This is a genomic window from Sphingomicrobium nitratireducens (genome assembly GCF_026157035.1).
Lineage (GTDB): Bacteria > Pseudomonadota > Alphaproteobacteria > Sphingomonadales > Sphingomonadaceae > Sphingomicrobium > Sphingomicrobium nitratireducens.
This window is the reverse complement of sequence record NZ_JANJZA010000001.1, coordinates 1,463,753-1,480,497: the sequence shown is the minus strand read 5'-3', so window position 1 is coordinate 1,480,497 and position 16,745 is coordinate 1,463,753. Positions and strand designations below refer to the sequence as shown.

Annotated in this window: 21 protein-coding genes and 1 other RNA gene; 9 read left to right on the top strand and 13 right to left on the bottom strand. The window is 66.0% G+C overall.

Going from position 1 to position 16,745, the window contains the following annotated elements:
• Positions 1–47: 47 nt before the first annotated feature.
• Positions 48–1,193, top strand: coding sequence for a bifunctional 2-C-methyl-D-erythritol 4-phosphate cytidylyltransferase/2-C-methyl-D-erythritol 2,4-cyclodiphosphate synthase (locus NNY25_RS07675; RefSeq protein ID WP_265570756.1), 1,146 nt, complete (start codon positions 48–50; stop codon positions 1,191–1,193).
• On the top strand, positions 1,190–1,681 hold the full coding sequence (locus tag NNY25_RS07670; RefSeq protein ID WP_265570755.1) for a CinA family protein: 492 nt from the start codon (positions 1,190–1,192) through the stop codon (positions 1,679–1,681). The genes NNY25_RS07675 and NNY25_RS07670 overlap by 4 nt, the downstream gene beginning before the upstream one ends.
• On the opposite strand, the gene NNY25_RS07665 is transcribed toward NNY25_RS07670, so the two are convergent.
• From NNY25_RS07665 to NNY25_RS07655, 3 genes are read right to left on the bottom strand one after another with little or no spacing between them, the layout of a single operon-like run.
• Positions 1,642–2,100, bottom strand: a complete 459-nt coding sequence (locus NNY25_RS07665; RefSeq protein WP_265570754.1) for a type II toxin-antitoxin system RatA family toxin — start codon at positions 2,098–2,100, stop codon at positions 1,642–1,644. The two genes, NNY25_RS07670 and NNY25_RS07665, sit on opposite strands and share 40 nt — an antisense overlap.
• Positions 2,100–3,035 carry a lipoyl synthase gene (gene lipA, locus NNY25_RS07660; protein WP_265570753.1) on the bottom strand — a complete coding sequence of 312 codons (936 nt, stop codon included), beginning with the start codon at positions 3,033–3,035 and terminating at the stop codon, positions 2,100–2,102. Before lipA ends, NNY25_RS07665 begins: the two co-directional genes overlap by 1 nt.
• 52 nt (positions 3,036–3,087) lie before the next feature.
• The gene (locus NNY25_RS07655; protein ID WP_265570752.1) at positions 3,088–3,528 is read right to left on the bottom strand and encodes a hypothetical protein; all 441 of its coding nucleotides are present in this window, start codon (positions 3,526–3,528) and stop codon (positions 3,088–3,090) included.
• A gap of 138 nt (positions 3,529–3,666) precedes the next feature.
• Between NNY25_RS07655 and NNY25_RS07650 the strand changes: the two genes are divergently transcribed.
• Positions 3,667–4,299: a carbonic anhydrase gene (locus NNY25_RS07650; protein WP_265570751.1), complete on the top strand. Its 633-nt coding sequence runs from the start codon at positions 3,667–3,669 to the stop codon at positions 4,297–4,299.
• Between the two features lie 15 nt (positions 4,300–4,314).
• Here the strand turns inward: NNY25_RS07650 and NNY25_RS07645 are convergent, their stop codons facing one another.
• On the bottom strand, positions 4,315–4,644 hold the full coding sequence (locus tag NNY25_RS07645) for a YMGG-like glycine zipper-containing protein (protein WP_265570750.1): 330 nt from the start codon (positions 4,642–4,644) through the stop codon (positions 4,315–4,317).
• Positions 4,645–4,752: 108 nt separating this feature from the next.
• Between NNY25_RS07645 and NNY25_RS07640 the strand changes: the two genes are divergently transcribed.
• The 4 genes from NNY25_RS07640 to NNY25_RS07625 all read left to right on the top strand — a co-directional run bounded on the left by NNY25_RS07640 (position 4,753) and on the right by NNY25_RS07625 (position 6,948).
• Complete coding sequence (locus tag NNY25_RS07640; protein WP_265570749.1) at positions 4,753–5,469, top strand: NYN domain-containing protein; 717 nt, start codon at positions 4,753–4,755, stop codon at positions 5,467–5,469.
• Positions 5,470–5,549: 80 nt separating this feature from the next.
• Complete coding sequence (locus NNY25_RS07635; RefSeq protein ID WP_265570748.1) at positions 5,550–6,077, top strand: pyridoxamine 5'-phosphate oxidase family protein; 528 nt, start codon at positions 5,550–5,552, stop codon at positions 6,075–6,077.
• Between the two features lie 162 nt (positions 6,078–6,239).
• The gene (locus tag NNY25_RS07630) at positions 6,240–6,392 is read left to right on the top strand and encodes a hypothetical protein (protein WP_265570747.1); all 153 of its coding nucleotides are present in this window, start codon (positions 6,240–6,242) and stop codon (positions 6,390–6,392) included.
• 76 nt (positions 6,393–6,468) lie between these two features.
• Positions 6,469–6,948, top strand: coding sequence for a hypothetical protein (locus NNY25_RS07625; protein WP_265570746.1), 480 nt, complete (start codon positions 6,469–6,471; stop codon positions 6,946–6,948).
• Here the strand turns inward: NNY25_RS07625 and NNY25_RS07620 are convergent.
• Positions 6,945–7,232: a DUF1905 domain-containing protein gene (locus NNY25_RS07620; RefSeq protein ID WP_265570745.1), complete on the bottom strand. Its 288-nt coding sequence runs from the start codon at positions 7,230–7,232 to the stop codon at positions 6,945–6,947. The two genes, NNY25_RS07625 and NNY25_RS07620, sit on opposite strands and share 4 nt — an antisense overlap.
• Positions 7,233–7,338: 106 nt before the next feature.
• Between NNY25_RS07620 and NNY25_RS07615 the strand changes: the two genes are divergently transcribed.
• Together NNY25_RS07615 and NNY25_RS07610 are read left to right on the top strand one after the other, a co-directional pair.
• Positions 7,339–7,713 (top strand): hypothetical protein, encoded by a 375-nt coding sequence (locus NNY25_RS07615; RefSeq protein ID WP_265570744.1) that lies wholly within the window; start codon positions 7,339–7,341, stop codon positions 7,711–7,713.
• Positions 7,713–8,249, top strand: a complete 537-nt coding sequence (locus tag NNY25_RS07610; protein ID WP_265570743.1) for a hypothetical protein — start codon at positions 7,713–7,715, stop codon at positions 8,247–8,249. The genes NNY25_RS07615 and NNY25_RS07610 overlap by 1 nt, the downstream gene beginning before the upstream one ends.
• Positions 8,250–8,286: 37 nt before the next feature.
• On the opposite strand, the gene ettA is transcribed toward NNY25_RS07610, so the two are convergent.
• From ettA to NNY25_RS07570, 8 genes are all read right to left on the bottom strand, one after another.
• Positions 8,287–9,966 (bottom strand): energy-dependent translational throttle protein EttA, encoded by a 1,680-nt coding sequence (gene ettA / locus NNY25_RS07605; RefSeq protein ID WP_265570742.1) that lies wholly within the window; start codon positions 9,964–9,966, stop codon positions 8,287–8,289.
• Between the two features lie 82 nt (positions 9,967–10,048).
• Positions 10,049–11,680: a long-chain fatty acid--CoA ligase gene (locus NNY25_RS07600; RefSeq protein ID WP_265570741.1), complete on the bottom strand. Its 1,632-nt coding sequence runs from the start codon at positions 11,678–11,680 to the stop codon at positions 10,049–10,051.
• A 29-nt stretch (positions 11,681–11,709) separates the two neighbouring features.
• On the bottom strand, positions 11,710–12,039 hold the full coding sequence (locus tag NNY25_RS07595; protein WP_265570740.1) for a YbaB/EbfC family nucleoid-associated protein: 330 nt from the start codon (positions 12,037–12,039) through the stop codon (positions 11,710–11,712).
• Positions 12,039–13,847 (bottom strand): DNA polymerase III subunit gamma/tau, encoded by a 1,809-nt coding sequence (locus tag NNY25_RS07590; RefSeq protein WP_265570739.1) that lies wholly within the window; start codon positions 13,845–13,847, stop codon positions 12,039–12,041. The genes NNY25_RS07595 and NNY25_RS07590 overlap by 1 nt, the downstream gene beginning before the upstream one ends.
• Positions 13,848–14,023: 176 nt before the next feature.
• Positions 14,024–14,117: signal recognition particle sRNA small type (gene ffs, locus NNY25_RS07585), an RNA gene on the bottom strand.
• 42 nt (positions 14,118–14,159) lie between these two features.
• Positions 14,160–14,492, bottom strand: a complete 333-nt coding sequence (locus tag NNY25_RS07580) for a 2Fe-2S iron-sulfur cluster-binding protein (protein ID WP_265570738.1) — start codon at positions 14,490–14,492, stop codon at positions 14,160–14,162.
• Entirely contained in the window at positions 14,489–15,592 is a 1,104-nt protein-coding gene (locus NNY25_RS07575; RefSeq protein WP_265570737.1) for a cysteine desulfurase family protein, read from the bottom strand. The genes NNY25_RS07580 and NNY25_RS07575 overlap by 4 nt, the downstream gene beginning before the upstream one ends.
• A complete protein-coding gene (locus NNY25_RS07570) occupies positions 15,589–16,668 on the bottom strand; it encodes a cysteine desulfurase family protein (protein WP_265570736.1) in 1,080 nt (359 codons plus the stop codon). The genes NNY25_RS07575 and NNY25_RS07570 overlap by 4 nt, the downstream gene beginning before the upstream one ends.
• Between the last annotated feature and the right edge of the window lie 77 nt (positions 16,669–16,745).

Genomic DNA, 16,745 nt, shown 5'->3' with positions numbered 1-16,745 from the left:
AAAAAGCGCTTTCAGTGCAATGAATAGGCAGGCTAGAGGCAAGGGCGATGACACGCCCCGTGACCGCCCTGATCGTCGCTGCCGGCCAAGGCTCGCGCATGGGCGGCGAGACCCCCAAACAGTATCGCTCGCTCGCCGGAAAGGCGGTGCTCGCGCACGCGGTCGACGTATTGGCGTCACATCCGCTGGTGGAGGCCGTGCGCGTGGTGATCGGTGCGGGGCAAGAGGTCATGGCGCGCGACGCGCTGGGCGACCGCGATGTCGGCGATTTCATTGTCGGCGGCGCGACCCGATCGCAGAGCGTTCGCAACGGGTTGGCTGCGGTCTCGGCCGAGCACGTGATGATCCACGACGCGGCGCGCCCCTTTTGCCCGTCGCACGTCGTGGATGCACTGGTCGCGGCGCTCGACGAAGCGGCGGGCGCGACCCCTGCCCTTGTCTCGGTCGACACGCTCGCCCGACGTCATGGCGAAACGTTGGGCGGCACGGTCGATCGAAGCGAGATCGTGCGCATCCAGACGCCGCAGGCCTTTCGCGCGGACGTGCTGCGCCGCGCCTACGACGCCTGGACGGGCGAAGAGCCGACCGACGAGGCGCAGGTGGTACGCGCGTTCGGCGGCGAGGTGACACTGGTCGAGGGAGACAGGATGCTCGACAAATTGACGAGCGCGGAGGATTTCGCGGCGGCGCAGCAGCGGCTGGCCGCGACGATGATCCCTCGCACCGGCATGGGCTTCGACGTCCACGGCTTCGCGGGCGACGGGCCCGTGATGCTCGGCGGGGTGGCGGTGCCGCACGAAAAAGGCCTTTCGGGTCATAGCGATGCGGACGTTCTCTTGCACGCCATCACCGATGCCTTGCTGGGCGCGGCGGCGCTCGGCGACATCGGCCAGCATTTTCCGCCGTCCGATCCCAAATGGAAGGGCGCGGATAGCGAGACCTTCCTCGCCCATGCCGCGAGCCTCGTACGCAACAAGGGTGGCATGGTCGATCATGTCGATGCGACGCTGATCTGCGAGGCGCCCAAGGTCGGACCGCATCGCGAGGCCATGCAGGCCAATATCGCACGCATCCTCGGGCTGTCGGCGGGAGAGGTCAGCGTCAAGGCGACCACGACCGAGAAACTCGGCTTTACCGGACGGCGCGAGGGCATCGCCTGCCAGGCGGTCGCCAACGTACGGATGCCCGCATGAGCCAGCTCCTTCCCCCGATCCTCGCCGACAAGGCGGCGGCAGTCGTGGCGACCAACCGCGAGGCGGAGCGAACCGTCGCCACCGCGGAAAGCTGTACGGGTGGGCTGGTCGCCGCTGCGCTCACCGAGATCCCGGGCTCGTCCGACGTACTGCTGTCGGGCGCGGTGACCTATTCCAACGACGCCAAGGTGGCGATGCTGGGTGTCCCCCCTGCCCTCCTCGAGAGCCATGGCGCGGTCAGCAGCGAGGTCGCCGAAGCGATGGCGTCAGGAGCGCGCGAGCGCTCGGGCGCCGATGTGGCGGTGTCCATCACGGGAATTGCGGGTCCCAGCGGCGGAAGCGCGGAAAAGCCGGTCGGGACGGTGTGGTTCGCATGTGCCGATGCTCGCGGCGTGACGTCGCGGCGCGAACTGTTCGATGCGTCGGCGGGCCGCGCCTCGGTGCGGCTTCAGGCCGCGCTGGCGGCGCTCGACTTGCTGCTGCCGTAAAGCTCGGCAGCGCGCTGTTCGAAGGCGTTGGTCATTCGGCGGAGCGCACGATCGAACATCGAGCCTGCAAGACTTTCGAAAATCCGGCTCTTGAACGCGAAGTCGACGCAGAAATGGACGTCGGTCCCGCCCTCGGCAGGCTCGAACTTCCAGTCGTTTTTCAAATACTTCAAGGGCCCTTCGACATATTCGACCGTGATCTCGTGCGGCCGCTTCTTGGTTACGCGGCTGGTGAAGCGCTCCTTGAAGGCGTTGAAGCCGACGACGAGGTCGGCAAGCATCTCGGTCTCGCTGTTCGAACGCACGCGCACCGCGCTCACCCAGGGCAGGAACTCGTCGTAGCGGGCGACGTCCGCGACGAGGTCGAACAATTGTTCAGGCGTGTAGGGAAGATGCTTCGTCTCGCTGTGACGCGGCATCAGCGAGCGCCCCCGGCCCGCGCCACCTTCTTGGCGCGCGCGTCCTGCATCTTCTTGAAGTCGTCGCCGGCGTGATAGCTCGAGCGCGTCAATGGCGAGGCGGCGACCAGCAGGAAGCCCTTGGCCCGCGCGATCGAGGCGTAGGCGTCGAACGCCTTGGGAGTGACGAAATCCTTGACCACGTGATGCTTGGGCGTGGGCTGGAGATACTGGCCCATGGTCAGGAAATCGATGTCGGCCGAGCGCATGTCGTCCATCACCTGGTGGACTTCGAGCCGCTCCTCGCCCAGCCCGACCATGATTCCCGACTTTGTGAAGATGGTGGGATCGAGCTTCTTGACCGTCTCGAGCAGGCGCAGCGAGGCGTAATAGCGCGCGCCCGGGCGCACCGTCGGGTAGAGGCGCGGGACGGTTTCGAGGTTGTGATTGAACACGTCGGGTCGCGCGGCGACGATCTTCTCGATCGCCGCCTCGTGCTTGTTGCGGAAATCGGGGGTGAGAATCTCGATCGTCGTGTCGGGCGTCTTGTCGCGCAGCTGCTCGATCACCTTGACGAACTGGTCCGCGCCGCCATCGGGCAGGTCGTCGCGATCGACGCTGGTGATGACGATGTGTTCAAGCCCCATCTCGGCCGCCGCGGTCGCGACATGCTCGGGCTCCTTGGGGTCGACCGCGCGCGGCATGCCCGTCTTGACGTTGCAGAAGGCGCAGGCACGCGTGCACGTATCGCCCAGGATCATCACCGTCGCGTGCTTCTTGGTCCAGCACTCGCCGATATTGGGACAGGCCGCTTCCTCGCACACCGTCGCGAGGCCCAGGTCGCGCATCAGCTTGCGCGTTTCGGAATAGCCCTTCGAGACGGGCGCCTTGACGCGGATCCAGTCCGGCTTGCGCTGCTTGGGCGTGCCGGTCGGCGGGGTAACGGGTGCGTTCATGCGCGCGCCATAGCGGGGCGCATGCGTCTTCTCAAGGCTTGTGACCCCCGCGTCAGGCGGGTGTCATCTCGACCAGCACGCGATGCACGTCGAGCGAGCTGAACGGTCCTTCGGGCTGGCCCAGCCAGTAGCGATACTGGATCATCGCATCGCCGGGATCGGGTTGCGGTTCGACGACCAGCGGTCCGTAGCTTCCGAACATGCGCGGCGGGCGCGAATAATGGCCGAGCCCGCTCGTCACGAAGCGCTGTTCGACCGCATAGCCCTGTTTCTCGAGCGTGATCACCCCGCCCTTCGACGAGGACAGCCTGAGATTGCAGGGCGTGACGCACCGATCGCCCCAGTAGCTCGTCGCGGTGACGCCCGCGGGCACTGTCTCGACGAACACGGTCTCGAGGTTTGGGCCCGTCGAGGCGGTCTGGGTCTCGGTAGTCGCGCAGGCGGCAGTCAGCGCGAACGGCGCGGTGACCAGCAGGAAACGAAAGTTGGACATGGCAATTCCTCCTTCGTGGCGCAGATTGTCTGCCTCCCCATGAGGGGCGTCAAGGTACGCTCGACGAACGGCGGAGACGGTTGCGCTTGCCATTTGCAGTGCGCCTGCCTAGCGCGGCGACAAACAGGGAGACGTCGAATGAAGGGTTTCGGCAATCTGCTCGAGGGGTATCGCCGCTTTCGCGACAAGAAGGTCGCAGGCGCCGAACAGAGCTGGAAGCGGCTCGCGGAAGGCCAGGCGCCGCGCGCGATCATTATCGCCTGCTCGGACAGCCGGGTCGACCCTGCGACCATCTTCGATACCGATCCGGGCGAGATGTTCGTCGTGCGCAACGTCGCCAACCTCGTGCCGCCGTTCGAGGCCAATGGCGGACGTCATGGCGTCTCGGCCGCGCTGGAATTCGCCGTGACCCAGCTCAAGGTGCCCGAGATCATCGTCATGGGGCACGAGAAGTGCGGCGGGATCATGGCCGCGTTGACGGGCTGCTTCCACGATGCGGCGCCTGGCGAAGGCGGGTTCGTGCATCGCTGGATGGAACAGGTCGACGCGCTCGCCGGCGATATTGCCGAGCAGCACGGACGCGACGAGGAGGCTGCGCGCCTGCTCGAGGAAGCGGCGATCCGCAAGTCGGTCGAGAATCTGAGGAGTTTCCCGTTCGTGCGCGAACGCGAGGAAGCGGGAACGTTGAAGGTGCTGGGCTGTCACTTCTCGATCAGCGAGGGACAGCTTTATCTGCTCGACGAGGCGGAAGACACCTTCCGCCCCGTCTGAGCATGGCGCCTGCGCTTAGCAGGTCACTTCGTAGTCGTAGACCGGATTGCCGTTGCTATCGACATAGTAGCAGTAGCCGCGCGTATCGCGATAATATTGCTTGCCCTTGATGACCGCGCCCGCGACGCCGCCGAGCACGGCGCCAGCGACAGCGCCTTCGACGGTCGACACGCCCGGGATCACCGCACCGGCCACCGCGCCGGCAGCCGCGCCGATCGCCGCGCCCTTGGCTGCGCGCTCGGTCTGCGTGCTGCGATAGGGGTCGCCATAGCCATAACGGTCGCTCGCGCAGGCCGTCAGCGAAAGTCCGGTCGCCAGGACCGCGGTCAGTGCCAGTTTCTTCATGCTTACTTCTCCCATAGGGGTTGGGTGGTGCGAATGGAGGGACGTGCGAGAAAGCGGTTTCGTTCCCGCGCCCATTCGCTATGTGAGACGAATGGGAATGAATGAACGATGAGCAGCCGTAACGACCCTGACCCGCAAGCGCGCAACATCGCGCTCCTGATCGATGCGGACAATGCCAGCCCCGACCATCTCGACGAGGTGCTGCTGGTGCTCGGCGAGCTCGGCACGATCAACATTCGCCGCGCCTACGCCAACTGGCGCAAGCCCGCGCTCAAGGGCTGGGTCGACCGGCGCGGCGACTACTCGATCTTTCCCGTCCAGCAATTCGATATCGTGAAGGGCAAGTCGGTGACCGACATGCTGATGGTGATCGAGGCGATGGACCTGCTGCACGCCGGCAATGTCGACGGGTTCGGCATCATGTCGAGCGACAGCGACTTCCAGCCGCTCGTCCTTCGCATCCGTCAGCAGGGCCTGCCCGTCTACGGGTTCGGCACGGCCAAGGCGCCGATCAGCTTCAAGACTGCCTGCAATCGCTTCTTCGACGTCTCGAAACTTTCCGAGCGGTCGAGCGACGACAAGACCGGCGGCAAGAAGGTCGACGAGGAATTGCTCAAGGTGCTCGGCGATGCCTTCCGCGCCTCGACCCGCGACGAGGACAATTTCACGACATTGTCCGAACTTGGCCAGCGCGCGACGCAGATCTCGAGTTTCTCGGTGCGCAACTACGGGTTTCGCAGCCTCAAGGACATGATCAAGGCGCTCGACCAGTACGAGGTAAAGGCGAACGGCGACAATGTCGTGAAAGTGCGCCGTTTGCGCTGAATTGCCGCTCCCGCGTCGACGGAGCGAGCAACGTTGCTCCTTCCCCGCCCGTTGATGGGCCAAAGGAAGGAGACGCGTTCATGTTCTTCAAGAATGAGAAAAGCGACGCCGAAGTCGCTCGGGAACTTGAGAAAAAATTCTGGAAGGAGCTCGGTTCGAGCCCTTTCATCATGCTCGGCCTGCAAGGCGTCGAGGATAGCCGCACCCGTCCGATGACCGCACAGGTCGACGGAGAGGAAGGCAATCGCACAATCTATTTCTTCGCCGACGATCGCGAGCATCTCGTCCAGGGCATGGGCCAGCGGCATCGCGCGGTCGCCGCCTTCGCGTCGAAGGGACACGACATCTTCGCCAATATCCATGGGAATCTCGTGCGCGACAACGATCGGGCCGTGATCGATCGGTTGTGGAATCCCATCATCGGTGCCTGGTTCGAAGGCGGCAAGGACGATCCGAACCTCGTCCTGCTGCGCTTCGATACAGAGAAGGCGGATATCTGGGAGGCCGATACCGGCGCGACGCTAAAGGCGGCCGCCCTTTCGATGCTCGGCAAGGAGCCGGGTGACGAATTCAAGGAAGATAATCGCACCACGACGACGCTCGACTGATTTGTTATCCGAGCATCTCGACGGGCTGCCCTCTAGCCGGGGCGGCCCGTCTTCGTATGCACTCGGCTGGACGATAATCGTTCACCCGTGCTTATCCGTCCCCTTTCCAGCCGGAACCGTCCTGGCCATCGCTTCCGGATCGAGTGTTGCGGGGAGCGGGTAATGAGCATGAACGATCGGGCTTGGGTCGGCGGCATGGCGCTGTTGGCCGGGTTCAGTGCGGCAATGGCCCTGATGATGGGCGTGCCCAAGGCCGATGAACGCCTGGCCGCCCGCACGACCGCCGCGATGACCGGAGACACGCTTCCCCGTTGAGCCTCCGTTCGTAGGACGATGCTTGACCCTTCCCGCCGGGCAGCGCGATAGTCGTGCGCACGAATGGAGGCGCGCGATGTTGAAGGGATTGCTGTGGGCCGGGGCGACCGGAGTGGCCGCGATCGCGGGTTTCGTCCTCTACAACCATGAGGAAATCGCGCGCGTATCGCATGAGATCGCGCAGCACGGTCCGGCCATATCGGCGGCGTTCGAGGAGGAATTCGACCGCGCCGAGGATCGCACGCGCCGCGGCGAGATCCGCGCCGAGGATGCCTACGAGCAGGCGATCGAACGTGCAGTCAGCCGGCTCGAGAGGATCGATGTCCAAGGCGAGAACGAGCGCATCCGCATCATGGTCGGCGGCGACGCCGGCATTGCCTTGCGCGAAGTCGGCCCGGCGGTGAGCGGCGCAAGGCGCAAGCTCGAACAGGCGCAGGAGGACCTGCGTCGGGAGCACGAGTCGGGCGACTTGAGCGACGAGGATTACGAAGAGGCGCTGGAGGCCATTGCCGCGGCCGAGACCGCGCTTGCCGACATGCGAGTCGTCGCCGACTAGCCTGCGACGTCCAGGCGGACGTCGACCGCCTCCCCTTCGGTCAGGCTTTCGGCATGGCGGACCGCGGCCTTCATCGGGAGCAGGAAACTCCCGCTTTCCTTTTCGGGGAAGATCGAGGTGCGCCATTCGGTCAGGCCGACGCGCGCGGCGACTTTGATCGAGCCGAACCCGCCACGCAACCCGCCCGACTCGAAACGCGCTTCGATCGCCGCCTCCTCGGGCAGGCGCACGAAGTACCAGTTCCCGCCAGGCCATTTGAAGAGGGGTGCGACGAATGCGATCATGGTCGTCCCTTGTCTTCCCTCGCGCGCGTCGAGGCAAGAGCCGCACTTCCGACTTGCGGGTGTATTGCCATACTGATACAGTAAGGCGGTAACCGGAGGTTTGAAGATGGACAAGCAAGAAGCCCGGAACCGGGCAAGGTCGCATTTCGAAAAGGCCCGTGCCGCCGCTGCGGAAGCGCGCGACGAGGCGCTCGCGGCGATGGCCGAAGCGCGCGCGGTCGCGCTCGAGGAAGCGCTGGAGGCGGTCGATCAGGCGAGAAGCGAAGCGGCGCGCCTGCGGCAGGACGCCTCGAGCATTGCCGAGCGTGTCCGGATCGCGATCCTGGAAGCGGCCGAACAGGCGGCGGCGGCGGCCGAGCGCGCCGCCCAGCGTGCGCGCGAAGCGGCGAAGGAAGGCGACGAGATCGTTGAAATCGAACTCAAGGTCGTCGAGGATGCCGAGCCGAAGAAGAAAAAGAAGAAGGGCAAGGGCAGGACATAGTGCTGAAAAGTCTGGGATGGATGGGTGCCGCGGGGATCGCGGCCATCATGGGGCTCGCCATGTATTCGGGCGGCATCGAACTTGCGCTCTCCGATGACGAGCGGCCACAGCCTGTCCCGAGCACGGCCGAGAGCAAGCAATATGTGCAGGAGGCCGAGGACGCGGTCGACGATGCGACGGCGCGCGTGAACCTCATCCTCGACAATGCACTCTCCTCGCCCGACCCGGTCTTCGCCGCGCAGATGGAAGCCTTCGAGCCCGAGATCGAGGCGGGGACGCTGACGCGCCAGGAAGCGATCACGCGCGCGCTCGAGGCGGCGATGGAGCGCGCACCCGACATGAAGACGACGCTCGACGATACGCTGCGCACGCATTTTCTCGACGAAGCGGATGCGCAGCTCGAACAGGCGCACGAGGACGTCGATGCCCTGCTCGAGGCGGGGCGGATCGAACGGTCGGTCCATGACCGGCTTTTTTACCGGATTGACGAGGCGTCCGACCGGATATCCGAAGAACGCGATCGCGGCGACGGGTAGCGCCGGGCGCCGAAGAAGCGCCCGGCCCCCGGTCGGATCAGCGCGTTAGCTTCTTGTAGGCCAGACGCGTCGGACGGTCGGCCGCATCGCCGAGGCGGCGGCGCTTGTCTTCCTCGTAGGCCTCGAAATTGCCTTCGAACCATTCGACGTGGCTGTCGCCCTCGAAGGCGAGGATGTGCGTGGCGAGACGGTCGAGGAAGAAGCGGTCGTGGCTGATGACCACGGCGCAGCCAGCGAAATTCTCGATCGCGTCCTCGAGCGCGCCTAGCGTTTCGACGTCGAGATCGTTGGTCGGCTCGTCGAGCAGCAGCACGTTGCCGCCCTGCTTGAGCATCTTGGCCATGTGAACGCGGTTGCGCTCACCGCCCGACAGCTTGCCGACATTCTTCTGCTGGTCCTGCCCCTTGAAGTTGAAGGCGCCGACATAGGCGCGCGTCGACGTGTCGTGGCCGTTGACCTGCATGTAGTCGAGCCCGTCGGAGATCTCCTCCCACACATTCTTGGTCGGGTCGAGATCATCGCGCGACTGGTCGACATAGCCGAGGCGCACCGTCTCGCCGACCGAGATCGACCCGCTGTCGGGTTGTTCCTTGCCGGTCAGCAGCTTGAACAGGGTCGACTTGCCCGCGCCGTTGGGGCCGATCACCCCGACGATGCCGCCCGGGGGCAGCGTGAACGACAGGTCCTCGAACAGCAGCTTGTCGCCATAAGCCTTCGAGATGCCTTCGACCTCGATCACCTTGCCGCCGAGGCGTTCGGGGACCTGGATGACGATCTGTGCCTTGCCGGGCTTGCGATCGGCCTGCGCGTCCTGGAGCTCCTCGAACTTGCGGATACGCGCCTTCGACTTGGTCTGGCGCGCCTTGGGCGACTGGCGGATCCACTCAAGCTCGCGGCTGAGCGACTTCTGGCGCCCGCTTTCCTCGCGCGCTTCCTGCTCGAGGCGCTTGGCCTTCTTCTCGAGATAAGTCGAATAGTTGCCCTCGTAGGGGAAATAGCGACCGCGATCGAGTTCGAGAATCCAGCCGACGACATTGTCGAGGAAGTAGCGATCGTGGGTGATCATCAGCACCGCGCCCGCATATTCCTTGAGATGGTTCTCGAGCCATTCGACGCTCTCGGCATCGAGGTGGTTGGTCGGCTCGTCGAGCAACAGGATGTCGGGCTTCTGGATGAGCAGGCGGGTCAGCGCCACGCGGCGCTTTTCACCGCCCGACAGGTTGGTCACCGGGCTGTCCGAGGGCGGGCAGCGGAGCGCTTCCATCGCGATCTCGAGCTGGTTGTCGAGCGTCCACCCGTCGACTGCGTCGATCTTTTCCTGCAGTTCGCCCATCTCGGCCATCAGCGCGTCGAAGTCGGTGTCGTCCTTGGGATCGCCCATCTCAGCCGAGATCGCGTTGAAGCGGTCGACCATGTCGGCCACCTCGCGCGCGCCGTCCTTGACGTTCTCGAGCACGGTCTTGCTCTCGTCGAGTTGCGGCTCCTGCGCAAGGTAACCGACGGTGATGTTCTCGCCCGGCCAGGCCTCGCCCTGAAACTCGGTGTCGATCCCCGCCATGATCTTCATCAGGGTCGACTTGCCCGCGCCGTTCGGACCCACGATGCCGATCTTGGCACCCTGGTAGAACTGCAGGTTGATATTGGCGAGAACCGGCTTCTGCGCGCCGGGGAAGGACTTGGTCATGTCCTTCATGACGAAAGCGTATTGGGCGGCCATGGGTCGCGAATGTCCTTGGGCTGGAATGGAAATTTCGAGTGGCGGTTAGCCTATCGGGGACGGGAATTCCAGCACTGAGAATCTAGTCGCGCCCTGCAAGCTCCTCGACGCCCTCGAAGCGATAGTCCGCGAACTGCTCTCGCAGCGTCTTCTTGGACAGCTTTCCGACCGCCGTGTGGGGAAGTTCGTCGACGAATTCGACCGCGTCCGGCAGCCACCACTTGGCGACTTTGCCCTTCAGTCCCTCGATGACGTCATCGGCGGAAATCTCGCAGCCCTCGCGGCGCACGCACACCAGTAGCGGGCGCTCGTCCCATTTGGGATGGAAGATGCCGATGCATGCCGCCTCGGCGATGCCGTCGATTCCGACCGCGGCATTCTCCAGCTCGATCGAGCTGATCCACTCGCCGCCTGACTTGATCACGTCCTTGGAGCGGTCGGTGATCTGCATGGTGCCGTCGGGATGAAGCGCGGCGACGTCTCCGGTGGCAAACCAGCCATCGGGGGTAAGCGCGGACGCATCGTCCTTGAAGTAGCGTTTGATGGTCCACGGGCCGCGCACCTGCAATTCGCCGGTGGCCTTGCCGTCGCGCGCCAGTTCGTGACCGTCATCATCGACGATCCGCATCTCGATCCCGAACGGCGGACAGCCCTGTCGCGTGGTCCAGTCGACTTTCTGCTCCTCGCTCATCGCGTCCCACTCGGGCGGCTTGGCGCCGATCGTGCCGATCGGGGCGAGTTCGGTCATGCCCCATGCATGGGTGACATCGATGCCGCGTTGGCGCAGCCATTGGATCATCGCGCGCGGCGCCGCCGAACCCCCGATCACCACCCTGCGCAGCGGGCCGAGATCTTCTCCCGTCGCCTCGATATGCTGGATCATGCCGATCCAGATCGTGGGGACGCCCGCGCTATGGGTGACGCTTTCGGTGCGGAAGAGTTCGACCATCCGTGCCGGCGAGTAGTCCGCCGACAGCACCATCTTGCACCCGATCATCGGCCCTCCCCACGGAAGCCCCCAGGCGTTGGCGTGGAACATCGGGACGATCGGCAACATGCACGAGCGCCGCGTCATGTCGAAGCAGTCGGGCTGCGCGCCCGTCATGGCATGAAGCATCATGCCACGATGTTCGTAGAGGACGCCCTTGGGATTGCCCGTCGTGCCCGACGTGTAACACAGCCCGATGGGATCGCGTTCGTCCGCCTCGACCCACGCGAAATCGTCACTCTCGCCACCGATCCACTGCTCGAAACCCGGATCCCCTCCCCATCCTGTGGGAGGATCGAAGCAGACAAAATGCTCGATTGTCGGCCACTGGCTCTTCATCGCGTCGATCAGCGGCGCGAAGACGGCGTCGTAAAACAGGACGCGGTCCTCGGCATGGTTGACGATATAGGCGAGCTGCTCGGGAAACAGGCGCGGATTGATCGTGTGGAGGATCGCCCCCACCCCGATCGCGCCGTACCAGGAGATGAGGTGTCGCTCGTGGTTCATCGCGAGCGTCGCGACGCGGTCGCCCTTGCCGATCCCCAACTTGCGAAGCGCGCGGCTCATCTGACGGGCTTTGCGCGCAACGCCCGCCCAGTCGGTGCGGGTGGTGGAGCCGTCGGCCCAGGCGGAAACGATCTCGCGGTCCCCATGTTCGCGTTCGGCATGGTCGACCAGCCGCATCACGTTCATGGGCCAGTCCTGCATGCCGCCGACGATACTCATGGGGCGCGTCTCCTCGATAGATCGGATCCTTAGAAGGGCAATTTCATCCCGGGTGGCATCGGCATGCCGGCGGTCGCCTTCTTCATTTCCTCGGCGGCGGCGTGGTCGGCCTTCATCCGCGCGTCGTTGATCGCCGCGGCGATGAGATCCTCGAGCATGCCCTTCTCGTCGGGGTTCATCAGGCTGTCGTCGATCTCGATGCCGTTGATCTGGCCTTTGGCAGTGGCGCGGACCTTGACGAGACCGCCGCCCGCGACGCCTTCGACCTCGATCTTGCCGAGTTCGTCCTGTGCCTTGGCGAGGTCTTCCTGCGCCTTCTGCGCCATCGCCATGATGTCTTCGATGCTGGGGCCTGCCATCAGCGTTGCTCCTGGATCTTCTCGAGTGTCGTTTCGGGGAAAGCGTCGGTGACGGCCTTCACCATCGGGTCGGCCATCACGGCCGCCTCATCCTTCTCTTGCGCCATTTTCTCCTGCGTGCGCAAGGAGGGCGCCCCCCCTTCGTCGACCAGTTCGACCTGCCAGGCGATGCCGGTGGCGTTCTTGGCGCGGGTCGCGAGGTCGCGCGCGAAGTCCGAGCCGAGCGGCCCATGCGGCTGGAGCTTGAGCAGCGGAGGCGCGTAATCGACGACGCCGACATGGTCGTGGAGCTGCACCGCAACGAGCGCATGGCCGGAATCTTCGAGCGCCTTGATGAAGGCAGCGAAGTCGGACGGGGGCGCAGAGGTTGCAGGGCTTTCTGGTTCGGCCGGGGCGGCAGGCGGCGTTTCCACAGGCGCGGAGGCCTCCGGTGCCTTGCTCGGCGCAGGCGCGGGCGCGGGCGAAGGGGCAGCGCCACCCATCGGCTGCGGCGCCGCCTTGCCGCTGGCGAGCGCGTCGATCACCGCACCGGGATCGGGCATGCCCGCGGCGTGGATACAGCGCAGCAGCGCCATATCGGCGGCCTCGCGCGGATCGGGCGCGGTTCGCACGTCCTCGAGCGCCTTCAACAGAAGTTGCCACAGCGCGTGAAGCTGCGGCCAGCCGAGCTTTCCGGCCAGTTCGGACGCCGCTTCGCGCTCTTCGGCCGAACGCATGACGTCGCCCTCGCCCCCGGCCTTGGCGCGGCTGAGGCCGTGGAGCTGGTCGAGCAGCCCGCGCACGATCGCGGCGGGTTCGAGCCCGAGCACGTGCGCTTCGTCGAGCTTGTCGAGCATCGCGCCGGCATCGCCCGCCAGCAGCGTGTCGAGGATCGCCGCGACCCGGCGCCGGTCGGCGAGCCCGAGCATCCCGCGCACCGCATCGGCGCTGACCTTGTCCTCGCCGTGCGCGATCGCCTGGTCGAGCAGCGACAGGCCGTCGCGCGCTGAGCCTTCGGAGACGCGCGCGATGATGGCGAGCGCTTCGGGTTCGACTTCGACCCCTTCCTTGGCCGCGACCTTTCCGAAATGGTCGGCGAGCATCTCGGCCGGGATGCGCTTCAGATCGAAGCGTTGGGTGCGCGAGAGGACGGTGACCGGGACCTTGTCGACCTCGGTCGTCGCGAAGATGAATTTGACGTGTGCGGGCGGCTCCTCGAGCGTTTTCAACAGCGCGTTAAACGCGCTTTTCGAGAGCATGTGCACTTCGTCGATGATGTAGATCTTGTAGCGCGCCGAGACCGAGGCGTAGCGCACCGCCTCGATGATCTCGCGTACGTCGTCGACACCGGTGTGGCTGGCGGCGTCCATCTCGACCACGTCGATGTGGCGCCCTTCGGCGATCGCGCGGCAGGGCTCGCACACGCCGCACGGATCGATGGTCGGGCCGCCGTTTCCGTCGGGGCCGATGCAATTCAGCGCCTTGGCGATGAGCCGCGCGGTCGAGGTCTTGCCGACCCCCCTCACCCCGGTCATCAGGAAGGCGTGCGCCAGCCGGTCGCGCTCGATCGCATTGGCCAGCGTCTGGACCATCGCGTCCTGCCCGATCAGCTGGGCAAAGGTCTGCGGACGATATTTGCGTGCGAGTACCTGGTAGGCGGCGTCGTCGGAGGACGCTGGCACAGTGGCGGTCGCCGCCTCGGGCGTCGGTGCGGGCGGCTCGGGGGCCGGTTCGGGCTTGGGCTGCGGCGGCTCGTCGAAACCGAGCCCCATCGTCAGCGTGTCGCGTTCCTGTTCTTCGTCGGGAAGAGGCGATTCGTCGTCCTGCATCAGACGGGTCTAGCACAACCTCCAGCCCAGCGAAGGCCGCGATCCATGCTTTTTTCGGGTGAGCGACGGGGGTGCGGGGCCAGGGCGGCCTGACCCCGTCAGACGGGATCGCCGAGGGCGACCCGCTGGCCGCTCCTTCGCATCTCTCGCGCAGCTGCGCTGCTCTCGGTGCTTTGGAGGGTGGAAGCCGACGACCCGACCGAAACCGCTGTGGCTGCTCCCTTCCGGGCCTGACCAGGTTCACGGACAAGTCGTCCGCCGACTTCCGAGGGCCATATGGCGATCCGCGGCGCGCGATGCAAGCCCTCGGGTCTAGCGGTCCCAATTATGCGCGCCGCCCGGCATGCGCACCGTGATCGGGGTGTCGCTGTCGGGGACGGTCACCTGGCAGGCGAGCCGCGAGGTGCGCGTGACGTGCATGGCAAGGTCGAGGAGGTCGTCCTCCTCCTCGCTCCCGACCGGCAGGCGCTCGAAATCCTCCGACGAGAGGATGACGTGGCAAGTCGAACAGGCCATCGCGCCTTCGCACGCGCCTTCGAGCGGCTGACCGTGCTTTTGCGCGAGATCGAGCAGGTTGGACCCGGGCTCGGCCTCGACGACGCGGTCGAGGCTGCCGTCGGGATGGAGGAAGCGGACGAGCGTCACGCGCGTTGCGCCTCGGCGGCAGCGTTGATGCGCGCGAGTGCTTGCCCGAGTTCGTCGGCGCTGGTGTAGCGGCCGAAACCGATACGAACCGAGGACCGCGCCTCGGCGGTGGTCAGGCCGATTGCCTTGAGCACGTGGCTGGGCCGTCCTGATCCGCTTGCGCAAGCCGAACCGAGCGAGATGGCGAGGTCGCGGCAGTCGGCAAGAAGACGCGCTGCATCAAGGCCTTCGCGGCGGATGTTGAGATTGCCTCTGTAGCGTCGATCGGTCGATCCGTTGATCGTCCAGTCCTTACCCAGCGTTTCGAGGGCGAGCGACCACAGGTCCTCGACATGGGCATGGTCCTCATCGAACCGCTCGCGCGCGAGCTTCGCCGCGGCGCCGAAGCCGACCGCGAGCGCGGGACTGAGCGTTCCCGAGCGCAGCCCCTCTTCCTGCCCGCCGCCGTGGATCAGCGTCTCGGGCTCACAGCCACCGCGCATCCACAGCGCGCCGATGCCCTTGGGCCCGTGGATCTTGTGGGCGCTCGCCGCGACCAAGTCGGGCCCATCGGGGATCGCCACCCTGCCCAGCCCCTGCACCGCGTCGCACAGCATGCGCGCGCCGGCGTCGTGCGCGATGGCGGCGATTTCGGCGACGGGCTGGATGACCCCGATCTCGTTATTGACCAGCATCGCCGCGACGAGGTCGCAGCCGTCCGTCACCGCCGCGCGCACGGCGTCCAGGCTGACGAGCCCGTCGGCGCCGACCGGTAGCACGGTGACGCGGTGACCCACCCCTTGCGCCCATTCGGCGCAGTCGAGCACGGCGGCGTGCTCGGTCGCGAGCGTGACGAAATGCTTGCCGCCCTTCCAGCCGAGCGTCCCCTTGATCGCCCAGTTGAGCGCCTCGGTCGCGCTTCCGGTGAAAACGCTGCGCCCGCCCGCAAGGCCGATCGCCTTGGTGACCTCGCTGCGCGCCACCTCGATCGCGGCGGCGGCTTCACGACCGCTGGTGTAGGGGGCGTGCGGATTGGCGAACTTGTCGCCGATCCACGGCGCCATCGCCTCGACCACCTCGGGCGCGAGCGGGGTCGTGGCCTGGTAGTCGAGATAGATCATGCGGCGGTGGCGCGCGCCTTGATGGCGATGCCCTGGAGCGCCTCGACCAGCCGGTCGACATCCGTCTCGCTCGTGTCGGGGCCGAAGCTGATGCGCAGGAAGGACTGTTTGACCGCGTCTGGCAGGCCCATCGCCTCGAGCACCGCGCTCGGCTTCATCGCCCCCGACGAGCAGGCGCTGCCGGCCGACACCGCGATACCGGCAAGGTCGAGCTGGACCAGCATGGCGGCCGAGCTGGCGCCCGGAAGCGCGATCGCGCCGATCGCGGGCGTCCGCGGTGCGCCTTCGGCGATCACCACGCCGCCCATCGCTTTGACTGCATTTTCAAAGCGTTCGCGCAGGAACTTGAAACGCTCCATCGCATCGAGAAATCCGCGCCCATCGAGCGCACCCGCCATCCCGACGATGGCCGGCATGTTCTGCGTGCCGCGCCGATAGCCCTTTTCCTGGCCTCCGCCGCATGGTTCGAGCTGTCCGATGTCCTTGACCAGCAGCGCGCCGACGCCCGGCGGGCCGCCCATCTTGTGGCCTGACAGGGCGATGAAATCCGCGTCGGGAAGCGGCAGCTTGCCCCCGCCCTGCGCGCAGTCGGCGAGCAACAGCGATCCGGCCGCCTTCACCTTGGCGTAAATCTCCTCGAGCGGTTGCAGCACGCCGGTTTCGTTGTTGACCTGCTGGATGGCGACGAGCGCGGGACCCTCGGCGAGGATCGCGTCGAGCGCGTCCATGTCGACGAGGCCTTTCTCGTTGACGGGAATGATGCGGCTGTCGGCGCCCATGCTGGCAGGGACGATGGCGTGTTCGGTCGCCCCGTGCGCCCTGCCCTCGACCCGGGCGCAGCGTGCGCACAGCGACACAGCTTCGCTCGCCCCGGAGGTGAAGATGACGTCATGACGCCATCCCAGCCCATCCTTGAGAGAGCGGCGTGCCTCCTCCATCGCGGCGCGGGCCGCGCGTGCCTCGGCATAGGGGCTGTTGGGATTGGCCCAGATATCCATCGCGCGGGCCATCGCCTCGCGCGTCGAGGCGTGGATCGGGGTTGCGGCGGCGTGGTCGAAATAAAGCCGATCGGTCATTGCGGGTCGCGTCAATCCTGCCAATTGCCAGACATTCTCTACCCCCTATATAGGAGCGGCGCGCGCGCGAAAGCCTT